This window comes from Algoriphagus zhangzhouensis (assembly GCF_900148515.1).
Classification (GTDB): Bacteria; Bacteroidota; Bacteroidia; order Cytophagales; family Cyclobacteriaceae; genus Algoriphagus; species Algoriphagus zhangzhouensis.
This window is the reverse complement of the sequence record NZ_FRXN01000001.1, coordinates 1,195,980-1,216,823: the sequence shown is the minus strand read 5'-3', so window position 1 is coordinate 1,216,823 and position 20,844 is coordinate 1,195,980. Positions and strand designations below refer to the sequence as shown.

The 20,844-nt window shown below is 39.1% G+C and carries 18 protein-coding genes; 7 read left to right on the top strand and 11 right to left on the bottom strand.

Annotation, left to right across the window (positions count from 1 at the left end):
- Positions 1-15: 15 nt before the first annotated feature.
- From BUF13_RS05140 to BUF13_RS05130, 3 genes are read right to left on the bottom strand one after another with little or no spacing between them, the layout of a single operon-like run.
- On the bottom strand, positions 16-573 hold the full coding sequence (locus tag BUF13_RS05140) for an NADPH-dependent FMN reductase (protein WP_073570641.1): 558 nt from the start codon (positions 571-573) through the stop codon (positions 16-18).
- The gene (locus tag BUF13_RS05135; protein ID WP_073570640.1) at positions 570-1,085 is read right to left on the bottom strand and encodes a DUF2480 family protein; all 516 of its coding nucleotides are present in this window, start codon (positions 1,083-1,085) and stop codon (positions 570-572) included. Before BUF13_RS05135 ends, BUF13_RS05140 begins: the two co-directional genes overlap by 4 nt.
- Positions 1,086-1,139: 54 nt before the next feature.
- Positions 1,140-1,763 (bottom strand): superoxide dismutase, encoded by a 624-nt coding sequence (locus tag BUF13_RS05130; RefSeq protein ID WP_073570639.1) that lies wholly within the window; start codon positions 1,761-1,763, stop codon positions 1,140-1,142.
- A 193-nt stretch (positions 1,764-1,956) separates the two neighbouring features.
- Between BUF13_RS05130 and BUF13_RS05125 the strand changes: the two genes are divergently transcribed.
- The gene (locus BUF13_RS05125) at positions 1,957-2,586 is read left to right on the top strand and encodes a helix-turn-helix transcriptional regulator (RefSeq protein WP_073570638.1); all 630 of its coding nucleotides are present in this window, start codon (positions 1,957-1,959) and stop codon (positions 2,584-2,586) included.
- Between the two features lie 33 nt (positions 2,587-2,619).
- Here BUF13_RS05125 and BUF13_RS05120 read toward each other — a convergent pair whose 3' ends face one another.
- The gene (locus BUF13_RS05120; protein WP_073570637.1) at positions 2,620-4,215 is read right to left on the bottom strand and encodes a DUF1593 domain-containing protein; all 1,596 of its coding nucleotides are present in this window, start codon (positions 4,213-4,215) and stop codon (positions 2,620-2,622) included.
- A gap of 231 nt (positions 4,216-4,446) precedes the next feature.
- On the opposite strand from BUF13_RS05120, the gene BUF13_RS05115 reads away from it, so the two are divergent.
- Together BUF13_RS05115 and BUF13_RS05110 are read left to right on the top strand one after the other, a co-directional pair.
- The gene (locus BUF13_RS05115; RefSeq protein ID WP_243839699.1) at positions 4,447-5,421 is read left to right on the top strand and encodes an ion channel; all 975 of its coding nucleotides are present in this window, start codon (positions 4,447-4,449) and stop codon (positions 5,419-5,421) included.
- Positions 5,422-5,423: 2 nt separating this feature from the next.
- Positions 5,424-6,134, top strand: coding sequence for a 6-phosphogluconolactonase (locus BUF13_RS05110; RefSeq protein ID WP_073570635.1), 711 nt, complete (start codon positions 5,424-5,426; stop codon positions 6,132-6,134).
- Positions 6,135-6,141: 7 nt separating this feature from the next.
- Here BUF13_RS05110 and BUF13_RS05105 read toward each other — a convergent pair whose 3' ends face one another.
- Positions 6,142-6,360 carry a hypothetical protein gene (locus BUF13_RS05105; RefSeq protein WP_073570634.1) on the bottom strand — a complete coding sequence of 73 codons (219 nt, stop codon included), beginning with the start codon at positions 6,358-6,360 and terminating at the stop codon, positions 6,142-6,144.
- Between the two features lie 290 nt (positions 6,361-6,650).
- Here BUF13_RS05105 and BUF13_RS05100 point away from each other — a divergent pair, with 290 nt between their 5' ends.
- Positions 6,651-9,185, top strand: coding sequence for a hypothetical protein (locus BUF13_RS05100; protein WP_073570633.1), 2,535 nt, complete (start codon positions 6,651-6,653; stop codon positions 9,183-9,185).
- Positions 9,186-9,361: 176 nt separating this feature from the next.
- Here BUF13_RS05100 and BUF13_RS05095 read toward each other — a convergent pair whose 3' ends face one another.
- The 5 genes from BUF13_RS05095 to BUF13_RS05075 form a co-directional block, all read right to left on the bottom strand.
- Positions 9,362-10,117 carry a sulfite exporter TauE/SafE family protein gene (locus BUF13_RS05095; protein WP_073570632.1) on the bottom strand — a complete coding sequence of 252 codons (756 nt, stop codon included), beginning with the start codon at positions 10,115-10,117 and terminating at the stop codon, positions 9,362-9,364.
- Between the two features lie 86 nt (positions 10,118-10,203).
- Positions 10,204-12,465 carry a xanthine dehydrogenase family protein molybdopterin-binding subunit gene (locus BUF13_RS05090; protein WP_073570631.1) on the bottom strand — a complete coding sequence of 754 codons (2,262 nt, stop codon included), beginning with the start codon at positions 12,463-12,465 and terminating at the stop codon, positions 10,204-10,206.
- A 10-nt stretch (positions 12,466-12,475) separates the two neighbouring features.
- A complete protein-coding gene (locus BUF13_RS05085; protein ID WP_073570630.1) occupies positions 12,476-12,934 on the bottom strand; it encodes a (2Fe-2S)-binding protein in 459 nt (152 codons plus the stop codon).
- Positions 12,935-13,021: 87 nt separating this feature from the next.
- Positions 13,022-15,274, bottom strand: coding sequence for a xanthine dehydrogenase family protein molybdopterin-binding subunit (locus tag BUF13_RS05080; protein WP_073570629.1), 2,253 nt, complete (start codon positions 15,272-15,274; stop codon positions 13,022-13,024).
- Positions 15,275-15,392: 118 nt separating this feature from the next.
- Positions 15,393-16,283: an alpha/beta hydrolase gene (locus tag BUF13_RS05075; RefSeq protein WP_073570628.1), complete on the bottom strand. Its 891-nt coding sequence runs from the start codon at positions 16,281-16,283 to the stop codon at positions 15,393-15,395.
- Positions 16,284-16,441: 158 nt separating this feature from the next.
- Between BUF13_RS05075 and BUF13_RS05070 the strand changes: the two genes are divergently transcribed.
- A complete protein-coding gene (locus BUF13_RS05070; protein WP_073570627.1) occupies positions 16,442-17,782 on the top strand; it encodes an ammonium transporter in 1,341 nt (446 codons plus the stop codon).
- Positions 17,783-17,915: 133 nt separating this feature from the next.
- Here BUF13_RS05070 and BUF13_RS05065 read toward each other — a convergent pair whose 3' ends face one another.
- Positions 17,916-18,437, bottom strand: a complete 522-nt coding sequence (locus BUF13_RS05065) for a DinB family protein (protein ID WP_073570626.1) — start codon at positions 18,435-18,437, stop codon at positions 17,916-17,918.
- Positions 18,438-18,663: 226 nt separating this feature from the next.
- On the opposite strand from BUF13_RS05065, the gene BUF13_RS05060 reads away from it, so the two are divergent.
- Together BUF13_RS05060 and BUF13_RS05055 are read left to right on the top strand one after the other, a co-directional pair.
- The gene (locus BUF13_RS05060) at positions 18,664-19,449 is read left to right on the top strand and encodes a hypothetical protein (RefSeq protein ID WP_073570625.1); all 786 of its coding nucleotides are present in this window, start codon (positions 18,664-18,666) and stop codon (positions 19,447-19,449) included.
- Positions 19,450-19,550: 101 nt separating this feature from the next.
- A complete protein-coding gene (locus BUF13_RS05055; protein ID WP_243839698.1) occupies positions 19,551-20,798 on the top strand; it encodes a pyridoxal phosphate-dependent decarboxylase family protein in 1,248 nt (415 codons plus the stop codon).
- The last annotated feature ends 46 nt before the right edge of the window (positions 20,799-20,844 follow it).

The following is a 20,844-nucleotide window of genomic DNA, read 5'->3' as shown; positions in this document are numbered from 1 at the left end:
GGGTGGGATATGCTCCTATTGTGTCTTTTGAATTTTCCTTCCTGCTGTCAGCTCCAGAAGCAGGTTTAATTTAGTTTCAGTTTCCTGAGAAAGAGATAAGGGTAATTCAGGATGAATTAAGCTGGCTCTTTGTAAGGGGACGGAGTAGGGAACGGGCCAGGCTCGAAGTGACTTTGCAATAGCTTCCATGGCATTGATTCCTTGCATCGCCTGAACTCCATCAGCCCAGCATACCATTCCAACAATTTTATCGCTCAGGTAAGGTCTGATGTTTTTTGAGGTGAGTTCCATCCAATCGAGGCAGTTTTTCATGACCCCTGGAATACTTCCATGATATAAAGGAGATAACCAAATGTGTGCATCTGCATCCTGAAACTTTGCATTCATAATTTCCACTCCCTTTGGGGTCCTGTTTAATGTCGTATCAAACAAAGGGATTCCACTTTCAGATAAATGGAACGTTTCTGAGTCAATTCCTTTCTGATCCAGTTTTTGGGTCAGGTAGTTTGCAAGGATACCGGCTATGGATTCCGGTCGTGAATCCATCGTACCGTTAAATATCAATACACTCATGTTGAATGGGTTTTTCTCTTAAATATTACTTTGGGAAGCCCAATGTCTCCCATCATCAAAGATTGGACAATCGGAGAAAGCAATCTTCCTGCTTCAATATAGATAGAAGGAGGGATGTTTGGATTGGCCTTGATGACTACTTTTTTGTTTCTATAGGTTTCAAAATCGAAACGCTGTAGATTTTGTTTCCATAGGTCCAATTCAATATCAGACTTTCCCTTCCAGTCAAAATATGCGGCATTGGTGTGCAGTTTTTCAGAAAGCATCATATAGACCCAGGTAGGGATTATGGTATCTGCACTACAAACTAAAGCAACAGCCTGTTGTTTTAAACTAGTGGGGTCTAGCTTTGCCAAAGCTTCTTTGAATTCTTTCTCCTTTACGATCAATCCAAGATAGAAAAGCGATGAAACGTCCAACTCAATCACTTTTAGGGAAGGAAAGAAATCCAATAAATCAATAGAAAGTAGACCCTTGTTTGCAGGATCCCGAATTAAATCTTCTGAGTCCATCAATTTGTCATGGTTTGGTAACCGTGATTCACCAACGCCGCAATGAATTTAAACTTAGATTTTAGCTAAAGCTTCTGTGTAATTTTTCTCTACCGCTTTCCAATTCAAAACTGACCAGAATGCGTCAAGGTAATCAGGTCTTTTGTTTTGGTATTTCAAATAATAGGCGTGCTCCCAAACATCAATACCCAAAATTGGGAATCCTTTGTCAGTAGTTTGAGTGTCCATTAATGGATTGTCCTGATTAGGAGTTGCTGTTACAGCCAATGATCCACTGTGCTTAACGATCAACCAAGCCCAACCTGATCCAAATTGACCCATGCCGGCTTTTTTAACTTCTGCTTTCAAATCTTCCAAAGAACCAAAAGTCTTGGTGATCGCTTCTGCCAAATCTCCACTCGGTTCGCTTTGAGGAGTTGGAGAAAGGATGGACCAAAAAAGGCTGTGATTGTAGTGACCTCCGCCGTTGTTTCTGACAGCAGGACCATATGTGCTCACAGAAGCTAGAATTTCTTCCAGTGACTTATCTGCTCCCTCTTTCCCTTCCAATGCTGCATTCAGGTTGTTTACATAAGCCTGATGATGCTTGGTATGGTGTATTGTCATTGTTTCCTGATCGAAATGTGGCTCTAGAGCCTCGTAGGCATAAGGTAATGCCGGTAGTTCAAACTTGCTCATTTTTGTTTTGGTTTAGAATGATTACTGATACAAATGTAGGGTCTTATGAATAATAAAACAACTTTATGGTTGGTTTATTATTATTGTACTATCTTTACAAAACATTGAAAATCAGCGTTTATTGATGTTTTCTATATCTGATAGAAATTATTTACCTTTGAAAGGGTAGTGAAAACCAACATTTTATTGATTTATGAAGAAGGAAATTCAAGATCGAATATTGATGTTTTTGAAAATGAGAGGAAATGGGAATGCCCAGCAAATTGCTGATGAGTTTTCTATTACAAAGGAGGGAGCGAGAAAGCATCTGATGAAAATGGAGGCAGAGGGGCTGTTGAAACAAGAGATTAAGAAAGAAGGAGTAGGCCGACCCGTTGTTTTATTTTCCCTTACCGAAAAAGGGTTTGCCAGATTCCCGGACTCCCATGCCCTGATTACGGTTCAACTTCTCAAATCCATTAAAAATCTATTGGGAGAAAATGCGCTGGATCTTTTAATTAATGATAGAGAGTCTCATACTTATAAGCTATACTCTCAACAGATGGATCAAGAGAAAACCTTGGAAAAGAAACTTTCTGTGTTGGCTGAGAAACGAAGTGAAGAAGGCTACATGGCTGAGTGGAAAAAAGAGGATGGAAGTTATTTTTTAATTGAAAACCATTGTCCAATTTGCGCTGCTGCCAAGGAATGTCAATTGTTTTGTAGATCCGAATTAAAAAATTTCAGAGAACTCTTGGGTGCTGATTATCAAATCCAACGAGTCGAATATATCCTTGGTGAAGGGACTCGCTGTGTTTATAAAATTGATCCGAAAGTCGCCTAAACCGAATTCTTTCGGATCAATCAGAATATCATTTTAAGGTGTTTTAATCAGGATAATCACTCTTTTGTAAGCGGTTAGTGGGGTAGAAGTCTGATCAGAAGCAACCGCTACCATGTGAACTGATTGCCCTGGAATGGCAGATTCAGGAATTTTTATCTCGCCCAAACTTCCTTCATCATTCAAAAATTCAATATTTCCTTCAAATGAAGTAGTAGGCATTTGTATCCATTTGATCTGGGTTTGATCCCCATCTGGATCAGTAACTTTTGCATGGATTTTTAGTGTTTGACCCGGTGTTGCCACCAAAGTCAAAGGACCTTCGATTTCAATAACAGGAATATGGTTTGCATACTTAAAATTCGATGTAACTGACCATTTCAGTCTTTCGGCAAAATCCCGTTGTGCGGCAGGAAAGAAATTAGGGAATTCTTGAAGCTCATCATTGGATGAGTTCAGAGAGGACAGTTGTGCAGCCATATCCTCAGCTGATCCTTGAGATGCCATTGCTGTGATGGTTTCCCTTATCTGAGTTTTGATTTCTCTTCCACCCCAGCCTCCGTAATATCCTTTTTCATAAGCCCTAAGCCCATTACCTAGCATATTCATAAAGGTATGGTTATCACCTTCTCCCAACCAAGAGCCCTTTGCCTGAACAGGGAGCCAAACGAAATAGCCTTTCTGCTTTAATTCATCATTTGTAAGACCGGAAAATCCAAAGTAGTCAACTTTATCTCCTTCTACCATCTGTTTCCCATCTCCCCAAACTCTATAAAGTTCTCCCAAAGGACCTCTGTCACTAATGTTGGCCTTCATCCAATCAGGAGTAAGAAAGGGTGCATTTTCTGGACTAGCATTGATTTGAGCACCATAGGCATAATGCGGACCTTGTCGGAATCGGCGTGCATCAATTTTTGGCCAGTTTGGAAGAATGTAAGTGGCATAAGTGTCATCCTGATCCCCTGATAGAAGGAGGATGACTTTTCTGGAAATTTTATCTTGGATAGCAGGCCAGTCCGTAGTGAATTCGTATTGATCTTGGATGACTTTCAATGCCCGAGCGATGGTGCTTGCACCTCCCCAGGCTGTGATGAAAAGCGGACCAGGTTTATTGTCTAAAATGGCTTCTCTGATTAATTCTGAACCAGGGCTGTCTTCACTGAAGTCTCCGTCAAATTCTATGTTTCCATACCGGATTTTTGATTTGAAATAGCTAGGTTCAGGGTATTCTGAATTGTGCACCTTTAAGTTGGGATAAACAGCCTCATAGGCCTCCACGATATCATGAATGAACCTTTCATCTTCTGCCCATCTCCAAGATTCACATGGGCAATCCCCCATTCCGAATCGATCATATTCTCTTCCGGGCACAAACCATTTGGTTCCTTTGCCATCGCCCTTCCAATGGAACTGGCTGCTTGCATAGATCAGTCCTTCGATGTTTAGGTCTGAACTATACATGATTAATCGAATAAGGGAATTGTTATCGTCTAGCTCTGGATCAGCAGTGATTATGATCCTTGGTTTTTCATCTTGGTTCTGGGCTAGAACAACCTTAGGTGATATTGTGAAAATTAATGCAAAAAATTGGATAAGAAAGAATTGAATTCCTCTTCTGGTGATTGGTTTCATAGGTTATAGGGTTTTGAACTGAGAATTTATTGAATTGCCTGAGAATTACCTATTTCATTTGAAGAAAATGGAATGTTCATGATTGGATTTTTCTAACACTTCATAGTGATTTTTGGTAATGGGAGATTTCTGGAAATGAATATTAATTTCTATTTTGTTCCCTTTAAAAACGGTTCAAAATCATCGTCTAATCCGATTTTTGAATAGTCTTCTTTTTAAAATTGAGTACAAATGAAGAGTAAAATGGGGATAAAAGTATCCAAACTTGATGAAGAGAAAAGTAGGAAAGATTCAGGTTTTGGTACAGCTGCAACCAGTACTAGAGCAAGGCTGATTCTTCCAGATGGTACTTTTAATGTTACCAGAAAAGGGCAGTCATTTTCCGCTTGGCTCAACTTATATCACAGGATGATCACCATGAATGTTTTTTCATTCGTTTTGGTGATTGCGCTTAGCTATTTTCTTGTAAACCTGGTCTTTGCTGTCATATATTACTTGATAGGAGTGGAGCATCTCAATGGGATTGAGGAGCAAACGAAGTTTATTTCAAAATTTTGGGGTGCCTTCTTTTTTAGTAGCCAGACCCTCACCACGGTAGGTTATGGGCATATTAGTCCTTTGGGAAGCTTGACCAATGCGGTAGCTGCTGTTGAAGCCTTAATTGGATTGATGATGTTTGCCTTGATTACAGGCTTGGTTTATGGTCGTTTCAGTACCCCCAGTCCCAAGGTGTTGTTTAGCGGGAATATTCTGGTTTCTCCTTATCTAGACATTAATGGTCTGATGTTTCGCCTGATCAATGAGAGAAATAGCCAATTAATCAATGTTGAGGTCAATGTCATGATGAGTAGGAATGAAAAAGATGAGGAGGGGAAATTGACTCGCAAATACTATAATTTGGCATTGGAGAGGGACATGATTCAGTTCTTTTCTACCAGCTGGACGGTTGTTCACCCGATTACTCCCGAGAGTCCATTTTATAACGAGACTTCAGAAAGTCTCAAGGCTTCAGATACAGAAATTTTGATTGCTGTAGAAGGAATGAATGATGCCTATGCAGACCCAGTGCATGTGAGGACTTCTTATCTCTATAATGAATTCCTTTGGGGCAAAAAATTTGTTCCAGTCTTGTCAGAGAAGGGTACAGGCTACGTACTGGATTTAAAGAAAATCAATGAATGTGTTGAAGCTCCATTAAATAATTGAATATGAAAATCCACATTTACCCTGATTACAAGGCGATGAGCCAAAAAGCTGCTGATTTGGTTCATTTGGAAATTGGAAAGAAACCCAATTTGTTGTTTTGTGTGGCAAGTGGTGGATCTCCTGCCGGGCTCTATGAATTGATGCATCAAAAGCATCAGAAAAACCCAGAGTTTTTCAATAAAATCAGAATGATTAAACTGGATGAATGGGTTGGCTTGCCTGCAGGATCCGAGTTTTCTTCAGAGTTTGATGTGCAGCATAAGTTGCTTCAAAAGATTGAAGTAACAGCATCCAGATATACTGCTTTCGATGACCAAACTTCTGATCCTAAGGCTGAATGTGAAAGAATTCAGGCAGAGTTGAAAAAGTCTGGACCTATTGATATTTGCATCTTAGGAATTGGTCAGAATGGTCACATTGCTTTAAATGAACCTAATTCAAAATTGCAATTGGATTGCCATGTGGCTGCTTTGTCAGAAAGGACCTTGTCCAGTGGTATGATTGAGAAGGTCGGAATTCCTTTGAAGGAAGGAATGACAATGGGTCTAGGAGCAATTATGGCTTCAAAAATGGTGATTCTGTTGGTCACTGGAAAAGGAAAGAAAGAAGCTTTTGATCAATTGATGAAGAGAGAAATCAACCCTGAACTTCCTGCTTCCATGCTCTGGACGCATCCCAATGCCTATGCGATAGTTGATGAGACTTCGGTTTGAAATAGGCTTAGATTTTTATCCCAAAAGCATGCAATAAAACCAACCTCAAACCAACATAAATCACCAAGATTGCTGTCAAGCCTCCTAAGAAGCGAAGGTTAAATTTTTTATTGGATAAATAGGAACCAATTCCACCTCCTAGCAAAACGGCAATAACGAGCTTCCAGAGGAGATTCAAGTCCAGTTCAAATGTTCCTGCTACTGTCAATCCTAAAAGTCCAGCCAAAGAATTGACCAGACTAAAAATTAACTATTTACAATGATAGATAAATTTATTTTTGCTTAATTGCCTAAAATGTAATTAATTAAATATTATATATAATTAATTGAATTTCTATTGAATATATAATTTATTTTTTGGTATTGTTTTTATTAATAATAATCTCTTAATTAACAGGGATTATTGTTTAGTGGAATGTTTTTATATTTTAGTTGGAGGTAGTATTCTACTAAATAGGAGTTGAGTTGATTTTTATTGCGATAGCAAATTTTTACAGATTTATAATTCTCAAACCTATGAAAAAAATGTTTCTACTTGGAATGATAAATATGTTTATCATTTTCCAAGTCCAATCCCAAAATGAAAGAAATTTGGGCAAAATCCACTTTAATGGAAGTCCAGACATTATTCTTTCTGCGACAGAGTCGAACGGAGCTTTTACCTATGTTTTGGAAAATGAAAGTGAAAAGTCCGAACTTTTTACGTTTACTCTTTATGATAATTCCTATGAAAATTTCAGGACTGCTGTAAAGCAAAAGTTAATTGATGTACAGAGTGTTGCCGAACCCACTCCGGAGATCTTAAATCGGTATTTTTTCTATTTTCAGAATCAAACGCATTTTCAGGTATTAGAAAAGCCTGGCGGTTTGGCTATGAAAATGGATTTTAATGATACTTTGGTTGTATATGGATTTAAATACGCCAATCTAAGCCATGTAAAGAAAAAAGATGTAGCGAATTTTTTAGCTTCTCTAGAATATCAAAATTTTGATCCTGCAAATTTTGATGAAAATCCATGGGACCCTGCAGTATACAGTAATTTTATCTTTTTAAAAGGAATAAAAGCTGGTGTTAATGAAAAAGAATTGACTTTCAAAGCTTTTGAATATAAGCTGTCTGAAATAGAAAAATTCAAGCCGCATTCATTGCGATGGTCTGAACTTTACAAAGAAATCCAATACAGATATTATTTATTCACCATCAGGGGTATTGAAGAAAAAGTGGAAACTATTAGAAAAGGAGGGAAATCCATATCTGAAAAAAAGTTAGATATTTCCATTTTAAAGAAAGAAGTTGATGGCCTTGTTTTGAAAGAGACTATGTTAATTGATACTATCGCCATACTAGCAAATTCTGTGAGAGCCCTCGAAATAGAAAAAGTTCTTTATTCCAAAGAAAATACTTCCATAAAAATATGGACACTTCCGGAAGGATTTTCCCTAGCTGATACTATAGATCAGAAAGAATACATTCAAAAGTTTTCTAATATCCTAACCAGGGCAAACCAAATTGATAGTAGCGTACATGTGAACCCTATACCGAATCTAGATGGGAACTTATCTAAATCGGATCTGGAAAGCAAATACGGCGAAAATTTGCGCATTCTTGAAAGTGCCCAAGCTTCCTTGGACAGGTTTAATGCAATTGACCCTAAAATCAGAGAATTGAAGGACATAATGGCCAGAATGGATGTTATTCTTGAATCCAGCCAATTCAGAATCAATGAAATTAGAGATTCTTTAAAATCCGAAAATGAAAATCTAAAAAATCTGGAGGAAAAAATTCAGGATTCAATAAAGGTTCAAATAGAAGCATTAAAGAAATCCAATAAATTCAACTTTGTTCCTACAACTATTCAAATAGAAATTAATAGGGGGTATTTGGAGAATATTGTTATAGAAGGAGATGCTTTTACCTATGTGGAACCAGCTATTGCTTCCTTTGCTGATGGAGTGTCATTTTCAAAAACAAAAATCAAGTTTGTCAATGATTATCCTTTAGGGATTTCTTCAAAACTGGATATAGAGAAATTGGGAGAAATAAAAATCTATTCCCGGAATGGTGATGGACAAATAAATTTTGAAATGAGGCTCGGTAATTTGATTTCAAATATCGTGGAGATTTTGGCCTTGGATAGAACGGATTATTCACCAAAGGATAGTGCATATACTATTAAAATGAAAGAAAGTTCGTCTATTGATTTCCCGAAACCCAATTCAAAAGAGATTTTGCAAATGAAGGTTTTTTCAGATTTTATTGGTCTAAATGAGGAGAACCCAAATGGATTGATTCAATTGGAAATCGATAAAGAAATACCTTTGGTGACCAAAAGAATTGCACAGCCATATGTGTGGAGACCTTTTAGATGGGCGATTAATAAGTATGGGAATATCGGTTATTTCAATTTCTTTAAACCGAAGTTTGTTTTGTCCAAAGTGGAGGATAACAATCGTTATTTACATCCTAAGGAATTTATTGAATACGATGAAGCAGGAAAACCCATTCCACCTGGAAATCTGGGGGTAACTACTCTTGATCTTAAGTTATACGAGCGATTTGTGATTGGTACCGAGCTTAACCTTTTACTTTACAATATTCCCTATGGCAAATCAACTTTTCTAATTAATGCAGGAATGCATTTCGGAAGAACAGATTTTGTTAGCTATGATACTATTCCGGAAATCACCATTAAACCGAGAGAGTATACCAATACCTATCAACCAAGCATAGAAGGATTGTGGAGAATCTCCGGTGACGAACGCTATGGATTCGAATTTGCCTATGGGGTCAATTGGGTCATTTCTGATCAACAAAATTTCACTCAGCGATCCAATACTTTTGGTATTGACAATTTTAAGGATTTTAAGGACTTAGACAAGCAATATGCAATTCAGAGAGTAACTCTGTTAGCTTATTTAAATGTAAACCAAAATAGAGAAGGGAGACTGTTTTTTCGCTACAGGTCCAATTCCCAGTGGAGATTCTTCAAAAACAATTATTCTCAACTACAAATTGGGTATACAACTTCCTTGACAAAGCGAGTTGACTAATGACTCCAAAAATTTATTTTGAAATGATAAAATACAGAAATCCCAGGTAAGCCTTTTATCTGGGATTTTTGTTTATTTATAAAGCTTCGTCTTTATCCATTTTCTTTCACTATTATTCCTATTTGATTTTTAGGAAAAAAATGAAGTTTATTACCTCATAAGTTGGTTCTGAATGTTCAAATTTTAATCCCAAAAGCATGCAATAAAACTAATCTCAAGCCTACATAAATGACCAAAATAGCGGTTAATCCGCCGAGGAATCGAAGGTTAAATTTCTTGTTGGATAAGTAGGAGCCGATTCCACCTCCTAGCAAAACGGCAATAACGAGCTTCCAGAGGAGATTCAAGTCCAGTTCAAATGTTCCTGCAACTGACAATCCTAACAGTCCAGCTAAAGAATTGACCAAAATAAAAACAGAAGCTAAAGAGGCTACAGTTCTTGGGTTGGCCCAGTTTAAAAGATTTAAGACAGGGGAGAGAAAAATTCCACCACCAATACCGGATACCCCGGCTAATAATCCTACTCCACCACCTAAGGCGAGTTTTTTTGAAAGCTGGAATTCTCGGGAAACCAACTTGGCTTTCACATATCTCAATAGCATAAAACCTCCGGATAAAATCAGAGAAGCACCTAAAATCAGAAAGAAGGTGGTTTGAGATAAACGCAATTGAGCTCCAAAATAGGAGAGGGGAATACTGCTGACCAAAAAGGGCCAGAACAGCTTTAAATCAAATACTTTGTTCCTGATAAATACAATGGTCCCGATAGTTACCACACAGATATTCAGAATTAAAGCAGTCGATCTGATCTCATAAAAGTTGGTGATAAAAAGGCTCATAATCGCCAAATAACTGGATCCTCCTCCAAAACCCACAGAACTGTAAAACAAGGCGATGATAAAAAATAGGATTGGAAGAAATTCTATGGACATTCGGTTGCTAGAGTCTTTTGAAGAAAATAAAAAGCCAACCCAAGTTAAGAATGATTTGGGTTGGCTTTAAAGAAATTGAGGGAGAATTACATTCTCAAATTTTGCATTTCCAACTGTGGAGCAAATGGCTGCTCATAATAGCGTTTTCCAGTTGCCTTATAAAGTGAATTAGCCAGTGCTGCGAAGACAGGAGGGAAGAGCGGTTCACCCAATCCGGTCGGATCTTCAGTGTTTTCTACGAAATGAACCTCGATTTTCTTTGGTGCCTCTCGATGGCGAATCATTCGATATTTATCAAAATTGGTCTTTGTCGGAGCTCCGTTTTCAAAAGCCATTTCCCCAAAGAAGGCATTTCCGATTCCATCGACAATAGCACCTTCACCCATATTGGCTGCGGCATCTGGATTGACAACCACCCCGCAATCCACGGCGGCATAGACTGATTCAACTACTGGCTTGTTGTCTTTCACCACTGTATCAACTACTTCTGCTACATAAGAATTGTGACAGAAATAAGCTGAGACTCCTCTATGAACATTGGCTTGAGGACTATTCCAATTTGATTTTTCCCTCACCAATTCTAAAACTCCTGCATAACGTGAGGGAACATAATCATTGTTTTCTCCCACAGGGTCCATTTCTGCTCTTTTCAAAAGCTCTAATCTAAATTCAATTGGATCTTTCCCCATTTCTTCTGCCAATTCATCCAAGAAGCTTTGTTCCGCTCCCGCGATAAAGTTGGATCTTGGAGCTCGGAAAGCCCCAATAGTAATATTGGAAGGAAGGTCCCAGCCTTCTGCTAAGTAATTTTCAATTGCACCTGCTGGGAATCTGTTAGCATGAATTGGAGATTCAGGAATACCTCCGGCTTTAACATGGAAAGCCAAAAGCTTATTGTTTTCATCCAAGGCTGCTCTATAGGTCGCAGAATAAGTTGGTCTATAAACCCCGGCTGACATATCGTCCTCTCTCGTATAAACCATTTTCACTGGAGCTTGGATCTTTTGTGAAATCAAAGCCGCTTCAACCAAATGGTGGCTATAAGCTCTGCGACCAAAACCTCCACCCATACGAGCTAGGTTGATTTGAATATTTTCTTTAGGAATGCCCAATGCTTGCTCGATAGTCCCTCTGATCATTTCCGGTGCTTGAGTCGGTCCATAGATTTCTGCTTTATCACCTTGTACATGAGCAAAAGCATTCATCGGCTCCATGGTGTTATGAGCCAAGAATGGAGCTGAATAAGTCCTCTCGATTACTTTATGAGCCTTTTTAAATTGACCTTCAGGATCTCCATCTCTTCGAAGTATATTTCCGGGCTTTTGAATGTATTCAGCCATTCTTGCTTTATGACTACTTGTATTTTCCAAGCCTGCTGGAACTGTAACTTCGGTAGCATTTCCACCAAAGCCGGCTGCCATAAATTCAGATTTTGGAGCTTCTTCCCATTCAGCTTTTAGATTCTTTTTAGCCTGCATGACTTCCCAAGTGGAATTTCCTACAATAGCTACGATTTCAGGAAAAGTAGTTGTGTCGAAAAAATTTCTTGCATAATCATCCTTGAAGATGTTGATCGAAAATACATCCATAATGCCTGGCATTCCGCTAATCGATTCCTTATCGAAAGATTTTAATTTCATTCCAAAAGCTGGTGGATGTACAATTGCTGCATATTTCATTCCCTCCACTTTTTTGTCCAAGGCATACATGGGTTTTCCAGTGACGATCTTTTGACCATCAACATTCTTTTTGGAATTACCAATGATTTTGAAATCTTTAATTTCTTTCAACTCCACTTCTTCTGGCACCTCCAAAGTAGCAGCTAAGGAAGCCATTTCTCCATATCCTGCTTTTTTTCCAGAACCTGCATGTGTGATTTCTCCATTTGAAGTAGTGATTTCTGAGGCAGGTACATTCCAAGTCTGGGCGGCCGCAGCAACGAGCATGGCTTTGGCTGTTGCTCCAGCGGTTCTCAATGGTTTCCAACCTTGTCGGATTCCTTGGCTACCTCCGGTAAATTGTCTGTCGAATCGTTCTGGGTAAAAATCAGCCTGCTCAACCATCACATTTTTCCAATCCACATCCAGTTCTTCTGCCACAAGCATGGGCATGGATGTTTTGACATTGGATCCAAATTCTGGGTTGGGAGAGTAGATGGTGATCAATCCGTTATCTCCAATTTTGATATAGCTATTCAATTCAAACCATTCTTTTGGCATGGCAAGCATTTCTTTGGCGGTTGGCTTACAGCCAGCGAGCCAGCTAAAACTCAAAACCATCCCACCACCTGCCAATGCAGATACCTTCAAAAATGATCTTCGGTTTATTTTAGTATTTACAGTTGTCATGGTTTCAGAATTATAGGTTTTGAGAAGCGGTCTTTACAGCTGCTTTAATCCTGGTATAGGTTCCGCATCGGCAAATATTTCCATTCATCGCATTATCAATATCCTCATCACTTGGAGTCGGGTTATTTTTCAATAGTGCCGCTGCTGACATGATTTGACCAGCTTGACAATAGCCGCACTGAGGAACATCATGCTCGATCCAGGCTTTCTGAACAGGATGATCTCCTTCTCCGGAAAGGCCCTCAATGGTTGTGATTTCAGAGTTTTCAACTGCTGAAACAGGCAATTGACAAGATCGGACAGCATTGCCATCTAAGTGGATGGTACATGCTCCACATTGGGCAATTCCGCAACCGAATTTGGTTCCAACTAAGTCTAAGTGATCTCTCAACACCCATAGCATCGGGGTGTTTGGATCCGCATCTACTTGAAGGGATTTACCATTAATAGTTAGGTTGTATGTAGCCATAGTATTTTCTGTTTTTATAAAGATAAGGATTAAGGGAAAGGCTTACTTACGAATATCAAACAGAAAGCCTTATAAATCAAGTAACTATCAGGAGTTTGATTGGTTTTCTAATTGATGGATATAGGGCTGTTTATAAAATCTTTCACCGGTACTTTTATACAATGCATTCGCTAATGCTGCAAAGACAGGAGGGTAGGCTGGTTCACCTAAACCTGTTGGGTCAATGTTGTTTTCTGCAAAGTAGGTTTCAATAACTTTGGGGGCTTCTGGCATTCTGATCATTCGATAGGTATCGAAATTTTTTTTTTGGGGTACTCCATTTTCAAAGATTTGCTCTCCAAATAATGCTGTTCCGATTCCATCAACTACTGCGCCTTCACATAGGTTTTTGGCGGCATCAGGATTAATCACGATTCCGCAATCAATCGCATTGGTGACCTTGAGGATGGCGGGTTTTCCATTTTCGATTTTTAGATCCAAGACTTGAGCTGCATAACTGTTGTGGCAGAAATAGGCGGAAACCCCTCTTGATATTCCTGCTTGTTCGATTCCCCAGTTAGATTTGGCTTTGACTAATTCCAAAACTCCGGCATATCTTTCAGGATCATAATCATTGGATTCTCCCACTGGATTTTCTTTTGCCTTTTTCAAAAGCTCCAATCGAAACTCTATTGGGTCCTTTCCTATTTCTTCAGCCAGCTCATCCAAAAAGGATTGTTCTGCGGAGGCATTGAAATTGGATCTAGGAGCTCGAAAGGATCCGGTTGTTACATTGGAAGGGACATCCCATCCTTCGGCTAGATAATTGTCGATCGCTCCAGCTGGAAATCTATTTTGATGAAGCGGGTTTTCAGGTAAGCCTCCACCGACTACATGAAAGCCTGTCAAGTTATTGTTTTCATCTAATGCAGCACGATAGGTCAGTTGGTATCTGGATCGATAAATTCCATCGGTCATATCATCCTCTCGGGTATAAATCAATTTGATCGGACTATTTACTTTTTGTGAAATAACTGCCGCCTCAATCAACCAATGCGCATAGGATCTTCTTCCATATCCGCCTCCCAATCTTGTCATTTCTATATTGATGTTCTCAATTGGTATTCCTAGCCTTACAGATAAGGCATATTCTGTTAATTCCGGTTTTTGTAAAGGCCCTGCACAATTCATTTGATCTCCTTGAACATCTGCGAAGAAGTTCATAGGCTCCATGCAGTTATGAACCAAAAAAGGTGCTGTGTAGGTTTTTTCGATAATTCTGGAAGCTTCAGCAAAAGCTTTTTCAGGGTTCCCGTCCCTTCTCAATTGATTTGGAGTCTGTGAAGCTTTGATCATTTTTTCCTCCTGAGTGCTCTCACTTTCCAAACCAGCAGGAACTTCCCGTTTCCCGGGTCTTCCAAACATATCCCTTTCTTCGGTATAGGCTTCTATCAATTCCCATTCGGCTTTGACTACTTTTTTAGCATTGAGTACTTGCCAAGTACTCTCCCCGACTATTGCTATCAAATCAGTGAATTGGACCGTGTCAAAGAAAGTTCGAGGATAATCATCCTGAAGTGATTTGATTTGAAATACATCCAAAATCCCTGGCATTGCCTTAGCCTCTTCTGCATCAAATGATTTGAGTTTTTGACCGAAAGCAGGAGCATGGATGATCATGGCATATTTCATCCCTTCCTTTTTGTAATCGATTCCAAAAAGTGGTTTGCCGGTAATAATGTTTTTGATGTCTACATTTCGATGTGACTTTCCGATCAATTTGAAATCGGAAATCTTTTTCAACGGAACCTCTTCCGGAATAGGGAGAGTAGCAGCCAATGAAGCTACTTCACCATAATGTATCTTTTTTCCGCTTCCTTCATGAATCAAAAAACCTGCTTCTGTTTTTATCTCCTGGGAAGGAACATTCCAAGTTTGGGCAGCTGCCTGAATTAATAATTGCCTGGCAGTAGCACCTGCAGTTCTCAAGGGAACCCAACTTGTTCGGATTGCCTGACTTCCTCCGATATATTGTCTAGTAAAATTGTCTGTGTCTAAAGGAGCCTGCTCCACGACCACATTTTCCCAATCAGCATCCAGCTCTTCGGCCACCAACAAAGGCATGGAGGTTTTTACATTTTGACCACCTTCTGGATTAGGAGACATGATGGTGATTAGGCCATTTTCGCCGATTTTGATAAAACCATTGAGTTTAAACCATTCCTTTGGTAAACCAAGATTTCCGACTTCTTCTGGCTTACATCCAGTGAGCATATTGAAGCTCAAAATCATACCACCCCCAGCCAATGCAGAGACTTTGAGAAAAGATCGGCGATTTAACTTTTTGGTTTCTGAAAACATAGGTGAACTAGAGCGGTTGATTTAACCTGTTGTCTATGAAAGACTTGAATAATATAGATAAAAATCAAGTCAACTTCCACCTAGATGTGATAGGCGGGTTTTGTTCATTAGTTGAATATCATTTCAAATGCTCCTTTAAAAATGCAAATACCCGTTCTCTAATTTCTGGCGCATCGAACATAGATCCAAAATGTGGTGCTCCTGGAACGACAATCATATCTGTCGGAACTCCTTTTACTTTCAGCCAAGCATTCAATAAATGAGATTGACGAGGTGATACCAAGTCGTCTTTTTCGCCATGGATAATCAAAAATGGTGGATCCTTTTCATCGACAAAGCTGACAGGACTGGCCATTTTTGCTAGATCAGGTCTATCTAGAGGAGCTGCACCTATCAGTAATCCTTCAGGAGATTTGGCATCGATAGCTCCTGGAAAAAGCGTTAAATCGGCTGGTCCATAAAAGTCTACCACTGCTTTGAATTGGAAGTCCTTGCTCGTGCCCGGAACAAAGAATTCATTCACTTTTTGATTATTAGTTAGTCCCAGCATGGACGCTAAATGCCCACCTGCGGAGAACCCCATTAAAGCAAAGCGGTCGGTATCAAAACCATATTTGGAAGCATTGTCATACAAATAGGAAATGGACGCATTGCAATCGAGCATTTGCGCCGGGAAAGTTGCTTGCGTACTGAATCTATAATCAATGGAAGCCAATGCATATCCCTGATTGATGATTTCTGCAATAGTTTCCTTCATATATCCCATATCGGCATATTTATCATTGCTGAGCCAGCCTCCACCATGTACCCAAATCACTAAAGGGACATTTCCTTTAGCATTGGGAGGAAGGTAGATATCCAACAAATGCTTTTTTAAAGTATCCTGCATATAGGGGATATTTCCGTGAAGTTTGGTGCCTTCTGGAAATAGCTTCATCATGGGATTTGTTTGGGAATATCCAATTCTGAATAATAAAAATGCGAATAGAAACAGGGATGCTTTTTTCATATGACCATAATTTTATCCTAATGTAATTTTTTTGAAATGATAGGAATCCTGTTTTTATTCTTTTTAATAAAATTTTGTTCAGACGATAATAATTTCAATTTTTGCCTGAATTTTTATTAAAAAGGCAAAGTAATTTTGCTGATTAAAGAAAAAGTAGAATGAAAAACAAATGGAAATTGGCGTTTCTGATTACCATAGCAGCGCCAGTAGTAAGTTTCTTTTGGAAAGTAAAAGACCCTGTTATTGACCATTTTGGAACCGAAGATCAATTGGTATTTGCAGATATAGCCTGGCTATTGACTGCTTCCTGTTTGGTGTTGTTAATGACCCCTGGACTATCCCTGTTTTATGGGGGGATGGTAGGGAAGAAGAATTTGATTTCAACCATGTTGCAGAGTTTCATCTCCCTAGGTGTAGTCAGTATGCTGTGGGTGGTGGTGGCTTTTAGCCTTTCATTTGGAGATGCCTGGTTGGGGATTACTATAGATGGGACGCACTATGGAATCCTGGGGAATCCATTCCAGTTTATGTTTTTTGATCAGGTCGCTACATTGCCACATTTAGGATTGGGGACAACCATCCCATTTGTGCTTTTTGCTCTTTTTCAGATGAAATTCGCCGTTATTACACCTGCGATTATCACTGGTTCATTTGCTGAAAGGGTTAGGTTTATCGGATACCTTTTCTTTATTGGGATTTTTACTGTATTAGTCTATGCTCCACTTTGCCATATGGTATGGCATCCTGATGGATTGATAGGTGCCTATTTTGGGGTGGTTGATTTTGCAGGAGGTACTGTGGTTCACATCAGTGCAGGTCTTGCTTCTTTAGCAGGAGCACTTTTCATTGGGAAAAGAAAAAGCCCGAATCATGATCCTTCCAATGTAACTTATGTGATTTTGGGAACCGGAATGCTTTGGTTTGGATGGTTTGGCTTTAATGCTGGATCTTCTTTGGCAGCCAATGGCACCGCAGCCATGGCATTTGCTACAACAACGATCAGTTCGGCAACCGCCATGATGACTTGGGTGCTTTTTGATAGGATTCAAGGAAGAAAAATTTCAGCCATGCAGGCTTGTATAGGTGCTGTTGTAGGATTGGTCGTGATCACCCCAGCAGCGGGATATGTCTCGGTTCCTCAAAGTTTCATTTTTGGATTTATCGGGGCTATCGTTTCCAATCTACTGATGAATGCGAAGTTCCTGAAGAAAATTGATGATACACTGGATGTATTTGCTTGCCACGGCATAGGCGGTATTATGGGGATGATCTTGACAGCTATTTTTGCCAATAAAGAAGGAGCTAGCCTATTACATGGAGGTTGGGGTGTCTTTGCTTCCCATATGATGGTATTGGTTGGGGTAGCAGTCTTTTCTTTTGCAGCTTCTTACTTGATATTCTTTGTCTTGAATAAGTTTGTGACTTTAAGGGTAAGAGAAGAATATGAAGAAATTGGATTGGATCTTTCCCAACATGGGGAGTCTTTGAAAAGTAGCTAAGGAAGGCTTTTGTCTTTCGAAAATAGACTAAATTTTAAAAGTTTGTTTCAGATTATGTCAAATTGAGCGGAGTCGAAATTTTAATGGCTTCGACTCCGCTCAGCCTGACTAATTAATTTTTTAAAGAAATTCATTAAAACAACTTCTCTTGTGGAGGAGTAACTCCGCCCAATCGAAGATAAACTGTTGTTTGTCCTCTGTGATGTGTTTGATGCTCGAAAGCCTTCTCGATTGCTTTCATTCTACTCATATCAAATCTTCCAAATAGCTGAATTTGTTCATTAAACTGGCCTGCAGGTAGTTTTTTGATACTTTCAATCACAAAGTCATATCCATCGCTTACCAATTTGATGACTGTTTCTTTGGATTGATCTTCACTTTTTTCAGACCCACCAGCTCCTTCAGGCATGCTTGCTCCTGTAGCGGTAGCAACAAAACCATAATTGGCATCATTTAGATGAAGCATCTGCTGAGCGAAAGAACGCATTTCAGGGGTTGGCTTTAGATCGTATTTATCGGCAGGCATGGCTTCTAGATATTCCAGGGTATAGGCTTTCGCTCTTTCCCAGTCTTTGACCATTTCACCGGTAAGAGTTTGGGAAAAGGCCACCGTGCTGATCCCAATGAAGAATAGAAGTGTTGTTAAGGCTTTCATTATTTCAGGTTTTTGTTTCCAGAAGGTACAAAAAATCCCATTTAGAATCTTTGATTTTGTTTCCTATCATGATTCCCTCCGAATGTCATTTGATAAAATATTGTTTGAATATTATAAGTATTGATTTGAAAAGTGGTGGTGGATTATTTGGTGATTACTGATTTTTGTAAAATAAATTGGAAAAGAATAGCTATTTTCCATTCTATATCTGCTATAACCCAACCTAATGAAATCTCAATCTATCAAGGGAATTGCGTTGATCTTTGCTTTGATCAGTGTAACTCTAACTAGGTATTCCTATGCCCAATCAACAACTGAAAATCAATCATTAATCAAACATTTCAACGGAACAATCACTGCTACAAATAATGGGATTTCTATCATTCCCTCTTTCACATTGGGAAGACCAGCGGTGTTCTTTGACCTCAATGTTGGAGGTGAAAGACTGACTTTTGAACCCATGTTTCGTTTTGGAATGGATGGGAAACCTTGGTCATTCGTGTTGTGGTGGAGGTACAAGGTGATCAAGGATAAGAGATTTTCGTTAACAGCTGGAGCTCATCCGGCCTTTTTGTTCAAAGAAATGGAAGTGTTGGTTGACGGCCGGCCCGAAAAAATGATGGTTTCCAAACGCTATTTGGCTATGGAGCTTTCACCTTCTTTTCAGTTTACTCCTAAATCGAGTATAGGCATTTATTTCCTGAAAGGGCATGGCTTTGATCCTGATCCGCCCGTCAATTCCACATTTGTTGGGTTTAATTGGGTGCTAAAAAATGTAGCTATGGGCGAAAACGTAAGATTCAAGATGACTCCTCAGTTTTATTACCTAAAAGTGGATGCAAACGATGGGGTATATGTGACTTCAACTTTCACATTTACTCACCAAAAACTTCCGATTGGTATAGGATCAACGTTGAATCAGAAATTGAACTCAACTATACCAGGTGATGATTTCGTATGGAACATAGCATTGCTTTATAATTTTGCTAACCAGTTTACCAAAAAGAAATAAAGTGGAAAAACCAGAATCATTAGAAGAGTTTCTAGCTCTCGGGACTATCTTTGCAGCTCCAAAAGCATTTGGAGAAGAATAAGAAACCCAATTAGTAACGAATGAAAATTGATATGAAGTTCTGGAAAAAGCTAAGTACAGAGCAAAGACTACAGAGGGTCCAGCAGGCCTTGAAAGGAAATGTGGATTTTTATAATGATGCCAGCCTAGGATATCCAGCCTCTAGATTGGATGAAAAGGTTTTTCCTGTTGATGCGCCTTTTCTCAAGGATGCACCAGTACTTTCCACTTTCGTAGCCAATCCTAATCATATCGGATGTCACACTTTTGGGACATCAGAATCAGCTTTCCAAGGGACGCACGAGATAGAGAGAGATGTGTTGGATATGATTGCTGTGGATCTGTTCAAAGCGGAAGAAGGAGAGTATGATGGCTATATTTCCCCAGGAGGTACCGAAGCTAATATTCAGGCTTTATGGATTTATAGAAATGAGTTCAAAAAGAAGTACAATGCCAAGCTAGACGAGATCGCGATCCTAGCTTCTGAGGATACTCACTATTCTATTCCAAAAGGAGCCAATTTGCTGACTTTGGATTGGATTAAAATCCCTGTCGATTCCGACACCCGTCAGATTGCAGAAGAGGATTTAAAAGCTGAAGTTTCCAAGGCTATCGAGGCTGGTAAAAAGTATTTCATAGCAATATCAAATATGGGAACCACCATGTTTGGTTCGGTTGATGATCCAAACTTGTATTCATCAGTTTTGAAATCATTTGATGTGCCTTTTAGAATGCATATTGATGGCGCTTACGGAGGCTTTGTTTTTCCTTTTTCAGAAAATGAAAGTCAGATAAACTTCCAGAATACAGACATTTCTTCGATTACGATTGATGCACATAAAATGCTTCAGGCTCCTTACGGAACGGGTATTTTTATCTGCAGAAAAGGTTTAATTGAAAATGTTTTAACTACAGAAGCCCAGTATGTTGAAGGTATGGACTTAACCCTTTGCGGTAGCCGTTCTGGAGCAAATGCAATCGCGGTTTGGGTGATCCTGACCACCTATGGACCTCACAAATGGTTTGAGAAAATCTCCATCTTGAAAATGAGGACAAACTACTTGTGCAAGAGCTTGGATGAGATGAATGTTCCTTATTTCAGGGAGCCTGAAATGAATATTGTAACGATTAGATCGCAGGCCGTTCCAAAGGAATTGGCGAAAAAATATAGCCTGGTTCCAGAATCACATACTTCCAATAATGAATGGTACAAGATCGTTTTAATGGATCATGTAGAGGTCGAGCATCTCAAGGATTTTATCCAGGAACTGAAAGTGGCAATAGCTTAAAAATTTTGATTAATGTAAATAGAATAAGGCCTTTGAAAATCGATTT